Annotated in this window: 14 protein-coding genes; 11 read left to right on the top strand and 3 right to left on the bottom strand. The window is 35.0% G+C overall.

Features of this window, described 5'->3' with window-relative positions; genetic code table 11:
• Window positions 1-99: 99 nt before the first annotated feature.
• On the bottom strand, window positions 100-2,190 hold the full coding sequence (locus tag AB674_RS06815; protein ID WP_082210602.1) for an LTA synthase family protein: 2,091 nt from the start codon (window positions 2,188-2,190) through the stop codon (window positions 100-102).
• Window positions 2,191-2,400: 210 nt separating this feature from the next.
• Here AB674_RS06815 and AB674_RS06810 point away from each other — a divergent pair, with 210 nt between their 5' ends.
• The 10 genes from AB674_RS06810 (at window position 2,401) to hisIE (ending at window position 12,715) form a co-directional block, all read left to right on the top strand.
• A complete protein-coding gene (locus AB674_RS06810) occupies window positions 2,401-3,063 on the top strand; it encodes a response regulator transcription factor (protein WP_047775072.1) in 663 nt (220 codons plus the stop codon).
• 3 nt (window positions 3,064-3,066) lie between these two features.
• Window positions 3,067-4,467, top strand: a complete 1,401-nt coding sequence (locus AB674_RS06805; protein ID WP_047775070.1) for a sensor histidine kinase — start codon at window positions 3,067-3,069, stop codon at window positions 4,465-4,467.
• Window positions 4,468-4,776: 309 nt separating this feature from the next.
• Window positions 4,777-5,634, top strand: a complete 858-nt coding sequence (hisG, locus tag AB674_RS06800; protein ID WP_047775068.1) for an ATP phosphoribosyltransferase — start codon at window positions 4,777-4,779, stop codon at window positions 5,632-5,634.
• 133 nt (window positions 5,635-5,767) lie between these two features.
• Window positions 5,768-7,063: a histidinol dehydrogenase gene (gene hisD, locus AB674_RS06795; protein WP_047775370.1), complete on the top strand. Its 1,296-nt coding sequence runs from the start codon at window positions 5,768-5,770 to the stop codon at window positions 7,061-7,063.
• Between the two features lie 115 nt (window positions 7,064-7,178).
• The gene (gene hisC / locus AB674_RS06790) at window positions 7,179-8,225 is read left to right on the top strand and encodes a histidinol-phosphate transaminase (RefSeq protein ID WP_047775067.1); all 1,047 of its coding nucleotides are present in this window, start codon (window positions 7,179-7,181) and stop codon (window positions 8,223-8,225) included.
• 165 nt (window positions 8,226-8,390) lie between these two features.
• A complete protein-coding gene (hisB, locus tag AB674_RS06785) occupies window positions 8,391-9,527 on the top strand; it encodes a bifunctional histidinol-phosphatase/imidazoleglycerol-phosphate dehydratase HisB (protein ID WP_047775066.1) in 1,137 nt (378 codons plus the stop codon).
• Window positions 9,528-9,644: 117 nt separating this feature from the next.
• Entirely contained in the window at window positions 9,645-10,226 is a 582-nt protein-coding gene (gene hisH / locus AB674_RS06780; RefSeq protein ID WP_047775061.1) for an imidazole glycerol phosphate synthase subunit HisH, read from the top strand.
• A gap of 89 nt (window positions 10,227-10,315) precedes the next feature.
• Window positions 10,316-11,059, top strand: a complete 744-nt coding sequence (gene hisA, locus AB674_RS06775) for a 1-(5-phosphoribosyl)-5-[(5-phosphoribosylamino)methylideneamino]imidazole-4-carboxamide isomerase (RefSeq protein ID WP_047775060.1) — start codon at window positions 10,316-10,318, stop codon at window positions 11,057-11,059.
• Window positions 11,060-11,262: 203 nt separating this feature from the next.
• Window positions 11,263-12,018: an imidazole glycerol phosphate synthase subunit HisF gene (gene hisF / locus AB674_RS06770; RefSeq protein WP_047775059.1), complete on the top strand. Its 756-nt coding sequence runs from the start codon at window positions 11,263-11,265 to the stop codon at window positions 12,016-12,018.
• Between the two features lie 97 nt (window positions 12,019-12,115).
• Window positions 12,116-12,715 carry a bifunctional phosphoribosyl-AMP cyclohydrolase/phosphoribosyl-ATP diphosphatase HisIE gene (gene hisIE, locus AB674_RS06765; protein WP_047775057.1) on the top strand — a complete coding sequence of 200 codons (600 nt, stop codon included), beginning with the start codon at window positions 12,116-12,118 and terminating at the stop codon, window positions 12,713-12,715.
• Window positions 12,716-13,347: 632 nt separating this feature from the next.
• On the opposite strand, the gene AB674_RS06760 is transcribed toward hisIE, so the two are convergent.
• Window positions 13,348-14,046 carry a carbohydrate-binding family 9-like protein gene (locus AB674_RS06760; protein WP_047775055.1) on the bottom strand — a complete coding sequence of 233 codons (699 nt, stop codon included), beginning with the start codon at window positions 14,044-14,046 and terminating at the stop codon, window positions 13,348-13,350.
• A 169-nt stretch (window positions 14,047-14,215) separates the two neighbouring features.
• Between AB674_RS06760 and AB674_RS06755 the strand changes: the two genes are divergently transcribed.
• A complete protein-coding gene (locus tag AB674_RS06755) occupies window positions 14,216-15,871 on the top strand; it encodes a M1 family metallopeptidase (RefSeq protein ID WP_047775053.1) in 1,656 nt (551 codons plus the stop codon).
• A gap of 188 nt (window positions 15,872-16,059) precedes the next feature.
• Here AB674_RS06755 and AB674_RS06750 read toward each other — a convergent pair whose 3' ends face one another.
• Window positions 16,060-17,601 (bottom strand): hypothetical protein, encoded by a 1,542-nt coding sequence (locus tag AB674_RS06750; RefSeq protein ID WP_047775051.1) that lies wholly within the window; start codon window positions 17,599-17,601, stop codon window positions 16,060-16,062.
• Between the last annotated feature and the right edge of the window lie 92 nt (window positions 17,602-17,693).

Genomic DNA, 17,693 nt, shown 5'->3' with positions numbered 1-17,693 from the left:
AGCAAAACAAAAAAGTCTCAAATTCATTTAGAATTTGAGACTTTTTTTTACTTTATAATATGGATTGCATTCCGTTGAAAATTACAATTTCACTTTCTCTTACTTTTGATACTTCTTATGCTTAAGAACATCAGAAGCGGTTTGATAAAAAGATATGGTTTCATTAACCAAATCAGTTCTTTCCTTCTTTAATGGTACCTCATCATAATAAATATAATATTCCGATGAAAGACCTGCTGTTGGTTTTACTTTCAATTCAAATTGTTTGACCTGTTGCTTAGGCGATAAAATAGTCAGAACATTGTCTTTTATTAAACCCAAATCCTGATAAGTCGCAATAAAAGCTCTTGGTTTATAATCTGGTTTGAAAACATCTTGTCCGAAAAACTTACTTTGATAATTAAAGTGAAGCAATCCAAACACTGTCGGCATAAGATCAATCTGTGACATTACCTGATTGTATTTTTCAGGTTTAACTCCGGGTCTGTAAATGAATGCAGGAATCCTGTATTTATCTACCGGGAGCTGTGTTTTACCCGCACTCGAGGCACAATGATCCGCAACAATGACAAAAATAGTGTTGTTAAACCAAGGTTGTTTACTGGCCATTGCAAAGAATCTTTTAAGCGAATAATCGGTATATTTTACACCTCCATCACGTGACTTGATGTCTCCGGGAATATCAATTTTATTATTAGGGTAGGTAAAAGGCCTGTGATTACTGACGGTCATGATGTGATTAAAGAAGGGTCTGTTTTCTTTTGCTTCGGTATTCATAACCTTTATGGCTTTGTTGTACATATCCTCATCGCAAACGCCCCAAACGTTAGAAAAGGTAATTTCTTCGGCTGTAAAATTTGATTTATCTATGATTTCATAGCCATTTCCGGTATAAAAATCCCTCATATTATCAAAGAACGCGTCACCACCGTACATAAATTTCACATTGTATCCTTTTTGCTTGAAAAGAGCTCCGGTCGAAAATTTGTTTTTATTGTCTTCTCTTTTTACAACACTTTCTCCGGCAGTTGGCGGAAGACATAAGGTTACTGCTTCAAGTCCACGTACGGTACGGTTTCCGGCAGCATACAAATTAGTAAACTGAAGACTCTTTTGAGATAAACTATCTAAAAACGGCGTTATCTTCTCTTTGTTTCCATACATTTCCATGAATTCGGCACTGTAACTTTCAATCGTGATAAGCACCACATTTTTTCGATTTTCAGCCGAATCACTTTCTATTTTTCGGATCGTGCTATTCCCCGTAATCGCAGGTAATTGCTGTTTCAAAACTGTAAAAGCTTGCTGGTTCGGAAGTGTTTTATAAAATTTAAAATAATCTAAACTGTTATTATGAAAAGCTAAATAAAACTTATACAAACCATTCGATTGCAATTCATTGACGAATACATTTTTTGAGTTTTCTGTCAACGCCAAAGCCGGAATTAAAATCAAAGAGGCAATCAACAAGTTGATATACAGAGCAGAAATTTTAACTTTCTCTTTAAATGTTGGAATTGCATCAATATAGCTTCTGGATTTTCTCAGAATAAAATAGGTAAAAGCTCCCGTTATCAGAAACAGAATAGAAAATAACGGAATCACAGGATACGATTCCATAATATTACCAATCACCTCATTGGTATAAATCAGATAGTTTACTGCGATAAAATTGTATCTGACTCCAAATTCATTCCAGAAAAAATACTCACTCAATGCATTTTGAAGAATCAGTAAAACATACAAGAAAATTACAAAAGCAAATAACCAGAATCGGATTTTGTCGCGGTGTTTTGGAAGAAAAAGCAAAAGAGCAAAAAGCATTGTTTTAATTCCAACAAAAATTAGGACAATTCCAGGTAACGCACCACCGTATTCATCCAATATACTTCTTCCGGAAGCGATGTAAAGAAACAGCAGCACAAAAACACCCAGAATAATAAACCCCGAGGGCTTGTTGTATTTAGAATTAGAAATAAAAATCAGATAAAGCCAAAGAAAGAAACTGGCCACAACAAATACGAAAAAATCAGAAATAAGACCTAAAACAAAAATTTTAAGACTCTCCACAATACTAAAAGAACTCTGTGTGATAGGATGAAAAAACAAAACAACCCTAACTATAAAACTTACAATAAAGTAGAATAATCCAAGATAGTAGAACGGGGCAAGTTTCTTATAAAATATCATTATTATTTTTTTAAACAAAAGTAATTTTGATTGATTAACGCCAGATTAAGTTCCTCTTTTACCTTCCTTAGTGTTAACTTAATGTTCGCTTAAGATGTTCGTTTCATTAATAGAGAAAGGTTTTAGAGATTTTCTAATTTTTTAAATTTGTATCTTTGAATTGTAAATCAGTAAAAAATGTAGTACATTTCCTAATTAAAATCTTAAAAAATGCATATTTTAATAATTGAAGATGAATTAGGTATAGTTCAGTTTCTGCAACAAGGTTTGCAGGAGGAAGGATATAAAGTAACCACAGCAAATGATGGTGCAAAAGGGTTTGAGCTAACGCAAGAACAGCAATTTGATTTAATCTTACTGGATTGGATGCTACCAAAAATTAATGGTTTAGAACTCTGTAAAGCTATTAGAATTAAAGACCAGACCACACCAATTATATTTCTAACAGCCAAAGACACGGTACAGGAGACCATTGAAGGCCTCAAAGCGGGGGCAAACGATTACATCAAGAAACCCTTTAGTTTTGAAGAATTGGTCGAGCGTATTAAAATTCATTTTCGAAAACATAAAGGCAAAGAGATTCTTTCACTTGGCACTATCAAAATTGATTTGACAAAATACATTGTACTAAAAAACAATGAAGAAGTTTCCCTAACACAAAGAGAATTTGAGTTATTGGCGTATCTGATTCGCAATAAAGGAAAAGTATGTACCCGAAATCAGATTCTAAAAGATGTCTGGGAAATCAATTTCGAATACGACACAGGTGTTATCGATGTCTTTATGAATGCCATCCGAAAAAAACTCAATCTGAAAATTGAAGAAGATTATATAAAAACAATTCGCGGTGTTGGTTACATTGCTAACGACTAATAAATGGCGCAACTTTCCTTTAAAAACAGAATTGCTTTTAACTACATTATCACAACAGGTTTGCTGATTTTAGTGGTTTTTTTTACTATTTACGCTATTGTTAAACACTCCGTTTACAGTCATATTGATGAAGGTATAAATGTAGAAATACAAAATCACCTCAAAGAAATTAAAGTAACAAATGGCACGGTAATTTTAGTAGACAAGGAAGAGTGGGAAGAACGAGAACATAATACAGTTGATGTAAACCCTGTTTTTGTTCAATTCCTTGATACCAACAAAAGAATAACTGAAAAATCTCCAAATCTCAATACAGCAGTACTCGTTTTTCATGACAGCGTAGAAGATTACGAATTATTCGACACCAAAATTGGCAATAATATTATTCGGCAAGTTCAGGTTCCTCTTATCATCAAATCTAAAAACATTGGCTATCTCATGATCGCTATGTCACTGACTAGTTCTCGAATGGTCCTTAATAATCTATTCGAAATTATGTGCCTGGCATTTCCGGTAATTTTATTGCTGTTGTTTTTTATAGCCCGCTTTTTTGCCGGACGAAGCATCAAACCAATAAACGCCATTACCAATACCTCTAGGAGTATTACCAGAGATAACCTGAAAACAAGAATCCCGTTACCCAAAACGAAAGATGAATTATACACGCTCTCCGAAACAATAAACAGCCTGTTAAACCGAATTGAAGACGCTATCGAACGCGAAAAACAATTCACTTCAGACGCCTCACACGAGCTAAGAACACCTCTAACTGTTATTAAAGGAACGCTTGAGGTACTGATACGCAAACAAAGAGACAGCAAGGAATACGAAGAAAAAGTAAACTTTTGTATTGCAGAAGTTGATCACTTGAACAGGTTGGTAGACCAGCTGCTTTTAATGGCACGTTCTGAGAACAAAAATGACAATATAAAATACGAATCCGTTTATTTGAATGCTTTGATTTTGGATGTACTGACTTTAAATTCAGAAAAAATAAACCATAAAAAAATCAACATGAAATTTGAAGCCGAAGCTGATTATTATATCCATTCGGACAACTATTTGGTATTGACAATTTTGAGAAATATTATTTCAAATGCTATAAAATACACCAGTGAAGCCGGAGAAATCTCAATCTCATTAACCAGACAAGAAGATCAGATCCGCTGCACCGTTACCGATAACGGAATTGGCATTGATCAAGAAGATCTCGAAACGATTTTCAACCCTTTTTATAGATCAAAATCATCTGAGCATCCCGAAATCAAAGGAACCGGCTTAGGACTTTCTATTGTGAAAAGAATCGCAGATTTGTTGTCTATTACATTTAAGGTAAATAGCGATAAAGGAAAGGGAACCACTGTAATTTTAGATTTTAAGCAGCCTATGAAAACGTTATCGTAAATTAAAAGAACGTAGTAAAAACAGCACTTCAGACATTATTTAACAATAAAATATCATTAAGTTAAATTAAAAAATGCTTTTTTATGAAATTAACTAGTATATTTGCAACCGAATCAAAGAATTATAAAACAAATCAAGTCATGATTTCTATTCAATTACATCATCATCATTTTCATTATTGCTCTCAAGCGATGTGTTAATGATATGCGTGTAAATCATCATATTTTAAAACCCGTTTGAGTACATCAAACGGGTTTTTTATTTCCAACTCTTTGTACTCAGACTATTTAATCCAAAAAAACTAAAAAAATGAGTACTTTAAAAATTGCAATTCAAAAATCCGGTCGTTTAAACGAAGACAGCATTCAAATTCTGAAAGATTGTGGCATCTCAATCAATAACGGTATTGATCAACTTAAAGCCGAAGCTTCTAATTTCCCTCTCGAAGTGCTGTATTTGAGAAATTCAGACATTCCGCAATACTTAATCGACGGGGTTGTTGATCTGGCCATAGTCGGAGACAATCTTCTGGTTGAAAAAGGAAAAGGAATAGAAGTGGTTCAAAAATTAGGTTTTTCTAAATGCAAGGTTTCTGTAGCAGTTCCGAAAACCTTCGAATACAACTCCGTTAAAGACCTTGCCGGTTTACGAATTGCTACTTCTTATCCCAACACAGTAAATGAATATTTTAATTCTTTTGGTGTAACGGTCGATATTCACCAAATTTCAGGTTCTGTAGAAATTGCACCTAACATTGGTCTTGCAGATGCAATCGTTGATATTGTCTCCAGCGGAAGTACTTTATTCAAAAACAATCTGAAAGAAGTTGAAGTAATATTAAAAAGCGAAGCCGTTTTGGCCGTTTCTCCAAAAGTTTCTCCCGAAATTCAAAAACACATTGATACGTTGAAATTTAGAATTCAGGCTGTTTTAAGAGCCCGAAATTCAAAATACATCTTAATGAATATTCCCAACAATAAAATTGAAGCCGTTGGAAAAATCCTTCCGGTTTTAAGAAGTTTAACGGTTCTGCCTTTAGCGCAGGAAGGCTGGAGCAGTGTACACTCCGTAATTGATAAAGATACTTTTTGGGACGTAATTGATCAATTAAAAGAAGCAGGAGCAGAGGGAATTCTGGTTTGCCCAATCGAAAAAATGGTACTGTAAATTAAATTCCAACGTTAAAAAAACAAATTCCAATAATGAAATCCCAAATTCTAAATTTAGAACTTGATAATGACTTTGCGAGTCTTTGCAGTTAAAAACCAAGCAAGAATTTGAAATTCAAATAAAAATACAAATGAATAGAATAGATAATCCCAAACCGGAAACCTGGTCAGAACTATTACAAAGACCTACCAAAACGATAGACGATATTGAAGTTACCGTTAAGGAAATCTTCAAAGAAGTACAAAAAAAAGGAGATGAAGCCATCGCAAAATACACTTCTATTTTTGACGGAATCACTTTAGATACTTATGTAGTTACTAACGAAGAAATACAAGAAGCGATCGATCTGGTTTCAAGTGAATTAAAAGAAGCCATTCAACTTGCAAAAGACAATATTTACAAGTTTCACACAGCCCAGAAAACAGACAGAATCTCCATAGAAACAATGGAAGGCGTAAAATGTTGGCAGGAAAAAAGACCTATTCAGAAAATAGGATTGTACATACCTGGCGGAACAGCACCTTTGTTTTCGACTGTTCTGATGTTGGCTGTACCGGCTGAGATTGCTGGCTGCAAAGAAATTGTTTTATGTTCACCTCCGGACAAAACAGGAAAAATTAACCCTGCAATATTGTACGCAGCTACTTTATGCGGTGTAACCAAAATAATAAAAGTAGGCGGTATTCAGGCAATTGCCGGAATGACGTTTGGGACACCATCTATACCAAAAGTATATAAAATTTTTGGCCCCGGAAATCAGTTTGTTACAGTTGCCAAACAACTCGCCACTCAATTTGGTGTTGCGATTGATATGCCTGCGGGACCTTCAGAATTATTAGTTGTGGCCGATAACACATCGGTTCCTGCCTTCGTAGCCTCTGATTTGTTATCACAGGCGGAACATGGAACAGACAGTCAGGTAATTTTGGTTTCGACTTCAAAAAAACTAATTGATGCGGTAGAAAAAGAAATTCAGATTCAGATTGAGGCTCTTCCAAGAAAAGCAATAGCAAAAAAGGCGATCGAAAATTCCAAACTAATCTTAGTCGAAAATGATACAATTGCCTTGGACTTAATTAATGATTACGGCCCGGAACACTTTATTATTTGCTCCGAATATGATGATTTTTATTGCAATGGCGTACTAAACGCAGGCTCTGTTTTTATCGGGAATTACACCCCTGAAAGTGCTGGAGATTACGCATCAGGAACCAATCACACACTACCGACCAACGGATATGCCAAGAATTACAGCGGTGTAAACTTGGACAGTTTCATGAAATCAATGACGTTTCAGAAAATATCAGAAAAAGGAATTCAAAATATCGGAAAAGCAATCGAACTTATGGCGGAAGCAGAAGGTTTGCAAGCCCATAAAAATGCAGTAACACTACGATTGGAAAGTTTAATGGAAAGCGTGAAGTAAGTTGGAAAGAGTAAAGAGAATAGAATAAAGAACATAGAGAGTGAAGATTCTTGAACTCAAAATCATCCATACTAGTTTGTTTTGTCTTCAGCTCACACCTTTAAAAAATGAAAAAATGAAATTCAACCTAAATACAATAACACGTGAAAACGTAAAAACCTTAAAGCCGTATTCGTCTGCACGAGACGAGTTTGAGGATTTTAATACTGCGAACATGATTTTTTTGGATGCGAATGAAAATCCGTTTCAAAATGGTGTAAATCGCTACCCGGATCCACAGCAAAATTCGGTGAAAGCTATTTTAGCAAAAAACAATAAAGTCAACCCAAATCAGATTCTACTGGGAAACGGTAGTGACGAAGTCTTAGATTTGCTTTTCAGAGCTTTCTGTGAACCTAAAAAAGACAATATCATTTCGTTGCCTCCAACCTACGGCATGTATGGCGTTCTAGCCGACATAAACGCAGTAGAAAACAGAGAGGTTTTGCTTTCGACTGATTTTCAACCACAAGTAGAGAAAATTTTAGATGCCGTTGATGACAATACCAAAATCATCTTTTTATGCTCTCCAAATAATCCAACAGGGAATTCTTTTTCGGATGAAAGCGTGGTAAAATTACTTCAGAACTTCAAAGGTTTGGTCGTAATTGATGAAGCCTATATTGATTTTTCAGACAAAGAAAGTTGGCTCACCGAAATGGATGAATATCCAAATTTAGTCATCACACAAACACTTTCTAAAGCCTACGGTTTGGCTGGAATCCGATTGGGAATTTGTTATGCTTCAGCAGCTGTAATTTCGGTTTTGAATAAAATAAAGCCGCCTTATAATGTAAATGAATTGACACAACAAAGAGCGATAGTTCGTTTGAATGATTCCGAAAAAATAAAATCAGAAATTAGTTCTATTATTGAACAAAGAGAGGAGTTACTTAAAGTTTTACTCGAAGTTTCTTTTGTAGAGAAAATATATCCCACAGAGGCCAATTTCATTCTTGTAAAAGTAGACAATGCCAACAAAAGATATGATGAATTAATTGCAAAAGGAATCGTAATCAGAAACCGTACAACACAAGCTTTATGCGAAAACTGTCTTCGATTCACAATCGGAATCCCAGAAGAAAATGCAGTTTTAATTAAGGAATTGAAGTTGTTGAAGTAAAAAATTAACCGCAAAGTTCGCAAAGAATTACGCAAAGAACGCAAAGTAGCGGCAAAGAAAAAAAATCAGTTTAATCTGTGTTAATCTGTGGCCAATTAAAAATTCACCTTCTGCAATCAAATTAGTGCAATTCGCGAAATTAGTGGCAAAAAAAAGAATCAAACTATGAAAAAAGTACTTTTTATCGATCGTGACGGAACGATTGTTTTAGAACCCGAAAATTATCAATTAGACAGCCTGGATAAAGTAGAATTTTATCCAAAAGCATTTCAATATTTAGCCAAAATCGCCAGCGAACTCGACTATGAATTGGCTATGGTAACCAATCAAGACGGATTAGGAACAGACAGTTTCCCCGAAGATACCTTTTGGCCAACACAAAATTTTATTCTGAAAGCCTTTGAAAATGAAGGCGTATTGTTTGATGATATCTTCATTGATAAGTCTTTCCCTGAAGAAAATGCACCAACACGCAAGCCCAGAACCGGAATGTTAACTAAATATCTGAATAATCCCCAATATGATTTAGAGAATTCATTTGTTTTAGGAGATCGTTTAACCGATGTTGAACTGGCTAAAAATTTAGGAGCAAAAGCCATCTTCATAAACGATGCTGATGGAATCGGCACCAATGAAATAAGCATAAAACGAGAAGAATTAAACGATACCATCATTCTTCAAACAACAAGCTGGAAAACAATTTATGAATTTCTGAAATTAGAAGAACGTTCAGCCTCAATTACCAGAAAAACAAACGAAACCGATATTTTTATTGGTTTAAACTTAGACGGAACCGGTAAAAGCAAGATCGAAACCGGAATTGCCTTTTTTGATCATATGTTAGATCAGATTGCACGTCACGGTCAAATGGACTTAGAAATTACTGTAAAAGGGGATTTAGAAGTCGATGAACACCACACCATTGAAGATACTGCAATTGCTTTGGGCGAAGTATACGCAAAAGCATTAGGCAATAAGTTAGGAATAGAGCGATATGGTTTCTGTCTTCCAATGGACGATTGCCTCGCGCAGGTTGCCATTGACTTCGGCGGAAGAAATTGGTTGGTTTGGGAAGCCGAATTCAAACGTGAAATGGTTGGAAAAATGCCAACAGAAATGTTTTATCACTTCTTCAAATCATTCTCTGATGGAGCCAAAGCCAACATCAACATAAAAGCCGAAGGAACAAACGAACACCACAAAATCGAAGCGATCTTTAAAGCCTTCGCCAAAGCCATAAAAGTAGCAGTAAAACGAGATACAGAGAAAATGATTCTACCATCAACGAAAGGGATGCTTTAACAAGTTTAAAATTGTTCAAAGTTTCAGGTTTCAAGTTTCAGGTTTCAGGTTTCAGGTTACGCACAGAACGTGAAACTTGAAACCTGAAACAAAAACAAAACATACCAAAGAATAAAAATGAAAATAGTTATCATAAATTACGGGGCAGGAAATATTCAAAGCATCATGTTTGCTATTGAAAGACTGGGTTACAAGGCCGTCCTGAGCAATAATCCGGAAGAAATTCTGGCTGCCGACAAAGTGATTTTTCCCGGAGTTGGCGAAGCAAGTTCAGCAATGGAAAAACTGATTGAGAGTGGTTTGGACAGTTTGATTCCAAATCTAAAACAACCTGTATTAGGAATTTGTCTGGGAATGCAGCTGATGTGCCAATCGTCTGAAGAAGGAAACACCAAAGGATTAGGTATTTTTGATGTTGATGTCGTAAAATTCACATCTAACGTAAAAGTGCCTCAAATGGGTTGGAATCAGATCTATAATTTGAAATCAGATTTGTTTAGAGAAATTCCAGAGAACGAATTCATGTATTTGGTACACAGTTTTTATGCTCCAAATTGCCCTGAAGCCATAGCAACAAGCCATTACGATGTTGAATACGCCTCAGCCTTACATAAAAATAATTTTTACGGAACCCAATTTCACCCCGAAAAAAGCGGAGACATTGGAGAGAAAATACTGGGGAATTTTTTAAATATTTAAATATTTTAAATTCCAATTTAACCAAAACATCCATTTCAATTCCAATTTTAGAATCTAAAATCTAAAATCAGAAAACTAAAATAATAAACATGAGAATAATACCAGCCATAGATATCATTGACGGAAAATGTGTTCGTTTGTCAAAAGGAGATTATGACACTAAAATAATTTACAATGAAAACCCGCTTGAAGTCGCAAAATCATTTGAAGCACACGGAATTGAGTATCTGCATTTAGTAGATCTGGATGGCGCCAAGTCAAGCAAGATTGTCAATTATAAAATCTTAGAACAAATAGCAACAAAGACCAAACTGAAGATTGATTTCGGAGGCGGACTAAAAGCAGATTCCGATCTGAAAATTGCTTTTGAAAGTGGTGCAAATCAAATCACAGGTGGCAGTATCGCAGTAAAAAACAAAGAATTATTCCAAAAATGGATTGCAGAATACGGTTCTGATAAAATCATTCTGGGAGCAGATGCTAAAGACGAAAAAGTGGCAGTTTCAGGCTGGTTAGAAGACTCAAATGAAGATTTGGTTCCGTTTATTCAGGACTATCAAAACAAAGGAATTCAATACGTTATTTGCACGGACATTGCCAAAGACGGAATGCTAGAAGGCCCAAGTTTTGATTTATATAAAAAAATAATAGAGAATTGTACCGTCAAATCGAACGCAGTAGAGATTAAATTAATCGCATCAGGAGGAATCTCAACCTTTGATGAATTACCAAAATTAGCCGAATTGGGCTGTGAAGGAACCATCATAGGAAAAGCGATTTACGAAGGACGAATTTCGTTGAAACAATTGGAAAATTACATATTATCAATGTAGAGACGCACAGCAGTGCGTCTCCACGGTGCGTCTATGCGGTGCACCTCTACGGTACATCCAATGGCACGTATCCACGATGCGTCATGACATGCAAATCATAACAACAAAAAAAATGTTATTTTCAAGAAAACCATATGTATCAAGTAATTATATAATTTTAAAATTATCCAATTGACACATTATCTAATTAACACACTAAAAAAATGTTAGCAAAAAGAATCATACCTTGTTTAGATATAAAAAACGGTCGAACCGTAAAAGGCGTCAATTTTGTTGATTTGCGCGATGCGGGAGATCCTGTAGAACTTGCTGCGTTATATTCAGCTGAAGGGGCAGATGAGTTGGTTTTCCTGGATATTTCCGCTACGGAAGAACGCAGAAAGACTTTAGTAAATATGGTGCGCCATGTTGCGGAAAAAATCAATATTCCGTTTACGGTCGGAGGAGGGATTTCTTCGGTCGAGGATGTTGAAATCCTTTTGAACAATGGAGCTGACAAAGTATCAATCAATTCATCGGCTGTAAAAAACCCGCAATTAATCAATGATTTGGCACAAAAATTCGGAAGTCAATGTGTTGTGGTAGCAATCGATGCCAAACAAATTAACGGACAATGGATTGTACACTTAGTAGGTGGAAAAGTACCAACAGAGTTAAATTTATTCGATTGGGTCGTAGAAGTTGCAACACGTGGTGCAGGCGAAATTTTATTCACATCAATGGACAATGACGGAACCAAAAACGGATTTGCAAACGAGGCTTTGGCAAAACTCTCGGAACTGGTAAATATTCCGATTATTGCATCAGGAGGAGCCGGGAATATTCAGCATTTTGTCGATTCATTTAAAATTGGAAAAGCAGATGCTGCTTTGGCTGCGAGTGTTTTTCACTTTAAAGAAATCGAAATTAAAGCTTTAAAAAGAGAACTTAAAAACAATAGTATTGAAGTTAGAATTTAAATCCCAAATTTCTTAAATTCCAAATTCCAATACTTATTAATTAAATTATAACAGGATTCAGCAATCTAAGATCTGAATTCAAAAATATAAAATCATAATGAACATAGATTTCTCAAAAAACACAGACGGTTTAATTCCGGCAATAGTTCAGGATTCAGAGACTAAAACAGTTTTAATGCTGGGTTATATGAATGCAGAATCATTTCAAAAAACGATTGAGACTCAAAAAGTTACTTTTTTTAGCCGTTCCAAACAAAGACTTTGGACAAAAGGCGAGGAGAGTGGTAACTTTTTAAACTTGGTAGACATTAAAAATGACTGTGATGGCGATACCTTATTAATTCAGGCAAAACCCGTTGGACCAACGTGTCACACAGGGGCAGATACCTGCTGGCAGGAAGAAAACAAAGAGTCTTATGGTTTTATTTCCAATTTGGAGGAAACAATCAAAGTCCGCAGAGAAAATGCTGATTCCGAGAAAAGTTATGTGGCTTCACTATTTGAAAAAGGCATCAATAAAATTGCCCAGAAAGTAGGGGAAGAGGCCGTAGAAGTGGTAATCGAAGCCAAAGACGATAATGATGATTTGTTCTTAAGTGAAAGTGCTGATCTACTTTTTCATTATTTAATTTTGTTACAAGCCAAAGGTTTTCAGCTGGAAGACGTTGTAAATGTTTTGAAGAAGCGTCAGAAATAGTAATTTAAGAATGCATTTTTTTGTCATTTCGAGCGAAGGCGAGAAATCACACCAGAAACTCCTTACAGTTTGTCATCCTGAAGAACGAAGGATCTACGCTTGCTGAATCGATACCGCTGAACTTCACTTTACGGAATTACTTGTGAAGATACTTCGTTCCTCAGTATGACAAAATTGAGGAAAATAGAAACGGAGCAGCTTGTGTGATTTCTCACTTCGCTCGAAATGACAGAATTGCAACAACCCTAAAACTAGTATGCAGTAACTTGAAACTTGAAACCTGAAACCTGAACCCTTGCAAAATAAACTGTATGAATTGTCATTTCTGCAAACGCACAAGAAATCACACCAGAAGCTCCGTGCAGTTTGTCATCCTGAGGAACGAAGGATCTACGCTTGCTGAATCGATACCGCTGAACTTCACTTTACGGATTATCTCATGAAGACACTTCGTTCCTCAGTAGGACAAAATTGAGGAAAATAGAAATGGAGCAGCTTGTATGATTTCTCGACTTCGCTCGAAATGACAGAATTGCAACAACCCTAAAACTAGTAAACAGTAACCTGAAACCTGAAACTTCAAACCTGAAACTTCAAACCTGAAACCTGAAACAAACCATTAATAACGTTTTTCACTCCACAAACTCCAAAACTGCAAACTCCTCCGGTTTATGGAAACCAAATACAGAATTCTTATAAGACTGTACTGCAAGATATTCAGTCGTATTACCGTAATCGATTCTAAAAGCATTTCCTTTCCATTTGGTGCCGATTTTCGGTTTGTTAAAATTCCCATTCGGAATGTTTTTCAACCCCGAAAAAGGAATTTTTATTTCGGTAGAAAAGCCTTTTGAATTCATTTTACTAACTGCTTGCAAGCCGGAAAGGTTAAACGATATAGAAGTATTCCAGCCTCCACAACCAGACGAAATACATTTAATGAGCATATCGTAATGTGTTGAGAAAGCATTAACTCCGATTTCCAGATAATTTTGCCTATCTCCATCAGGATCTATAAAAATTTCAACTAAATCATCACTATTAAATATTTGCGAGTCGTTTTGCTTCTTTGATCCGACAATTCTAGCATCTTGAGAACGATACGCCACATAAAGATTTTCATCATCCCAAGCAAAAGAAACAGTGGTTTGTTGGGTAGCCTTTCCACCTGAATTATGTATAACAAACGGACCTTTAAATGGTGTCTTCCAATCAGCTAAATCACCATCGATACTTATTTTCCCTCTTGTTTTATGAATTGGAATTGTTTGGGCACCAGCTGTTACAGAAAAAACTAAACATAAAACAAATAGTATTAAATTGGATTTCATAAAGTAAGCGGTGTTTTTTAGAAAAGCTAAAATACTGAAGAATAATGAATTTTAACATTAAATATTTCGAAGAGAAATCATAAAATTTCAGATAACTTAATCTGAATGTTTACATTTGTTACAGATTAAGTTGGCTTAAATACCTTATTTATTACAAATTTCTAAATTTATGAAAAATTACTTTGGAGGCTTTGTTATAGCCTTTCTGGTTAGTTTCGGAACCAATGCTCAAGGACTTCTTAATAAGTCTGAAACTACTTTTACACATCAGGACACCTTACGCGGAAGCATCACAAAAGAAAGAGCCTGGTGGGACTTGAAATATTACCATCTGGATATTAAAGTAAACCCTTCTGAGAAAACGATAACCGGATCTAATACGATTCGATATACGGTTTTGTCAACAGGGACGAAAATGCAAATAGACTTACAGCAGCCCATGCAGATTTATAAAGTCACTCAGGATGGGAAAGAGCTAAAGTTTGTGAGAGATGGCAATGCTTTTTTCATCGAATTAACTGCTGCTCAAAAAGTAGGAGACAAAAAGGAAATTGTTGTTTCATTTGGAGGAAAACCAAAAGAAGCGATAAAACCACCTTGGGACGGAGGAATTACGTGGAAAAAAGACAAAAACGGGAAAGACTTCATTGCTTCCTCTTGTCAGGGTCTGGGCGCCAGTGTTTGGTGGCCTAACAAAGATCATATGTATGACGAAGTGGAGAACATGTTGATTAGCGTAAATGTTCCCGGAGATTTGACCGATGTTTCTAATGGAAGATTACAAAGTGTAAAAAAAGAAAAAGACGGCACGAGAACCTTTAATTGGTACGTGGCCAATCCGATTAATAATTACGGTGTAAACATTAATATTGGAGATTATGCTCATTTTTCGGAGAAGTATAAAGGAGAAAAAGGAGATCTGGACTGCAGTTATTATGTTTTAAAAGACAATTTAGACAAAGCCAAAGAGCACTTTAAAGATGCACCAAGAATGCTAAAAGCATTTGAAAACTGGTTTGGACCTTATCCTTTCTACGAAGACAGCTATAAACTGGTTGAAGCGCCTTATTTAGGTATGGAGCACCAAAGTTCTGTAACCTATGGTAATGAATACAAAAACGGTTATTTAGGTCATGATCTAAGCGGTACCGGATGGGGAATGAAATTTGACTTTATCATCATCCATGAATCTGGTCACGAATGGTTTGCTAATAATATCACCTACAAAGACATTGCAGACATGTGGATTCACGAAAGTTTCACCAATTACTCGGAGAGTCTTTTTGTAGAATATTACTATGGCAAAGAAGCAGGAGCTGAATATGTTATCGGATGCAGAAGAAACATTCAAAACGACAAACCGATTATAGGTAATTATGAAGTAAATAATGAAGGTTCCGGGGATATGTATCCAAAAGGAGCCAATATGCTTCATACGATTCGTCAGATTGTAAATGATGATGCCAAATGGAAATCAATTTTAAGAGGTTTAAACAGTACTTTTTATCATCAAACCGTTACGACTAAACAGATTGAAGATTATATGAGTACACAAACCGGAATTGATTTGAGTAAAATTTTCAATCAGTATTTGAGAAGTACCAAAATTCCGGTTTTTGAATATATGTTTAAAGACGGACAACTAGGATACCACTGGACAAACTGCGTAAATAAGTTTGACATGCCGGTAAAAGTAACGGTAGACGGAAAAGAAATCTGGTTGAAACCAACTCAGGAATGGAAATCAGAAAAAATTGAAGGCAAAGAACCTAAACTGGAAGTAGACAAAAACTTCTATGTTACGACTTCTAATATTATAGAATAACATTGTAGTAAATTCCAATAATTTAAAATCCCAAATTCCAATTGTTGGAGGTTGGGATTTTTTTTATGGTTTTCATTACCTTAAAATAGAATTTCGTTTACAAATTTAAACCCGACAGGTTTTAAAAACCTGTCGGGTTTGTTTTTAATTTTTGGAATTTGGAATTTCAAAATATTGGAATTTTAATTTCACCTGTTAAGTTTCGCCTTTTCCCTCATAATATCGGCAATTTTCCTATTTTCTATTTTGCTCTCCAACCATGAAATAATGTCTAAATACAGAAAAGCTCTTTTTTCATAGGTAATTTTTTCCAGTTCTATAAAACGAGTCCTCATTTTAATAAACTCCTTTTTAATATCGGCAGGATAAAAATTGTTCAGGTTCTTTAAGAATTTGATAATCTCCTTTTGAACCTCGTGCAGGTCGTTCATTTTTAGTAAAAACTTATACGTGTTTTTAAGGTGATTTTCCAAGTAATAATCTTTCCCTAACTCATAATGTACAATCAAAGACAAGATACGCGCAAAGCACATTAAATCCTCGCGCATCGATAAATTTTTGTTGTTGATGATTTTATCCAAATAATGAATAGACTCATTGTACTTCTCATTCCCAAAATAAATACACGCAATTTTATAATAGAACACCATTTCGTGATGTTCATCAAGATGTTCGTTGTGCAGTTTTATTTTCTCCAGAATCTCCGGGATCAGGTATTCGCTTTCGGCAAAAGTACCTTCCAGGATATGCAAATTTAGTTTGTTGTTATAAACGTATAAAAAGGATAACGATGCAATATTATCATTCACAGGGAATTTAGGATCCTGAATGGTTTCTTCCAAAAGTGTCAAATATTTCTTGAAATTCGTTTTATACTTCAACATATAAAGCGATTCCAGAAAATAATGATTCCCTTTTAGGAAAAATACAGGATTCAAATAAATCATATTAGGGTTATCGTAAAACAAGGTCACCCATTTATAAGCATATTTATAACTTGCTACAAAATCCTGAACAAGGAAACTACGCCACAGATTGGCATTATAAAACCAATACTTCTCACGGAAACCAAACTTAGACTCGTCCAGCTTGGCGATGTGTTTATTAAAGTAATCGTCTATATACTTATATTCCTCATCACTTTTTACGTAACCCGTTTTTAACATGATTCCGTACAATTGCAGTGATAAATTCGATAATTTACTTGAAATTGTATTGCGATAGTTCAATTCTTTGGCCTGTACGACTAATTCATCTGCACGACCCTGAATACTTCTGGTTATATACTGTGATTCGATTAGTTTTTCGAATTCGACAATCTCATACGCCATATATTTTTCATCATTCTCCAGCGCCAGAATTTTTGTCTTGTCAAGGATCTTTAAACTCTGTCTATAAAGACCTTTATTATAAAGAATAACAGCAAAATCAATCTGTTCCCGCAACTGATAACGAATGTTCTGACTTGGAATATTCAATCGAATACTGACCAATATCTGCTTGTACAAATATGATTTTAAGTTAGATAGCTGTACTTTTTTTATGATTCCGCTCTTAAGAATGAGTTTTTCATCATAAGTTTCGGACTTATCTAAAATATTAAACAATTCAATAAATTTTGTATTTGAACTCGTTTCCAAACGACTTGCAAAAATTTTAAACTGCCTTTTTTCAGATTTTGAAAGTGATTTTATCAGAACAAATAAGAAATCTTTTTGATGGTTAGCCATTGTAAAATATAATAATGTAACTTATTGATTTTTAGTTATTTAATAGCGTATAAATTGTTTTATAAACAGTATAATCTCATTAAAATGAATTT

This window comes from Flavobacterium sp. ABG (assembly GCF_001027725.1).
GTDB classification, from domain to species: domain Bacteria; phylum Bacteroidota; class Bacteroidia; order Flavobacteriales; family Flavobacteriaceae; genus Flavobacterium; species Flavobacterium cupriresistens.
This window is presented reverse-complemented; position numbering and strand designations above follow the sequence as displayed.

Bases quoted from the DNA above. Each gene is read 5' to 3' on its own strand.
- hisC (WP_047775067.1), top strand. From the start codon at position 7,179: ATGAAATTCAACCTAAATACAATAACACGTGAAAACGTAAAAACCTTA.
- AB674_RS06805 (WP_047775070.1), top strand. From the start codon at position 3,067: ATGGCGCAACTTTCCTTTAAAAACAGAATTGCTTTTAACTACATTATC.
- hisB (WP_047775066.1), top strand. From the start codon at position 8,391: ATGAAAAAAGTACTTTTTATCGATCGTGACGGAACGATTGTTTTAGAA.
- hisG (WP_047775068.1), top strand. From the start codon at position 4,777: ATGAGTACTTTAAAAATTGCAATTCAAAAATCCGGTCGTTTAAACGAA.
- hisA (WP_047775060.1), top strand. From the start codon at position 10,316: ATGAGAATAATACCAGCCATAGATATCATTGACGGAAAATGTGTTCGT.
- hisIE (WP_047775057.1), top strand. From the start codon at position 12,116: ATGAACATAGATTTCTCAAAAAACACAGACGGTTTAATTCCGGCAATA.
- AB674_RS06750 (WP_047775051.1), bottom strand. From the start codon at position 17,601: ATGGCTAACCATCAAAAAGATTTCTTATTTGTTCTGATAAAATCACTT.
- hisD (WP_047775370.1), top strand. From the start codon at position 5,768: ATGAATAGAATAGATAATCCCAAACCGGAAACCTGGTCAGAACTATTA.
- AB674_RS06815 (WP_082210602.1), bottom strand. From the start codon at position 2,190: ATGATATTTTATAAGAAACTTGCCCCGTTCTACTATCTTGGATTATTC.
- AB674_RS06755 (WP_047775053.1), top strand. From the start codon at position 14,216: ATGAAAAATTACTTTGGAGGCTTTGTTATAGCCTTTCTGGTTAGTTTC.
- AB674_RS06810 (WP_047775072.1), top strand. From the start codon at position 2,401: ATGCATATTTTAATAATTGAAGATGAATTAGGTATAGTTCAGTTTCTG.
- hisF (WP_047775059.1), top strand. From the start codon at position 11,263: ATGTTAGCAAAAAGAATCATACCTTGTTTAGATATAAAAAACGGTCGA.
- hisH (WP_047775061.1), top strand. From the start codon at position 9,645: ATGAAAATAGTTATCATAAATTACGGGGCAGGAAATATTCAAAGCATC.
- AB674_RS06760 (WP_047775055.1), bottom strand. From the start codon at position 14,046: ATGAAATCCAATTTAATACTATTTGTTTTATGTTTAGTTTTTTCTGTA.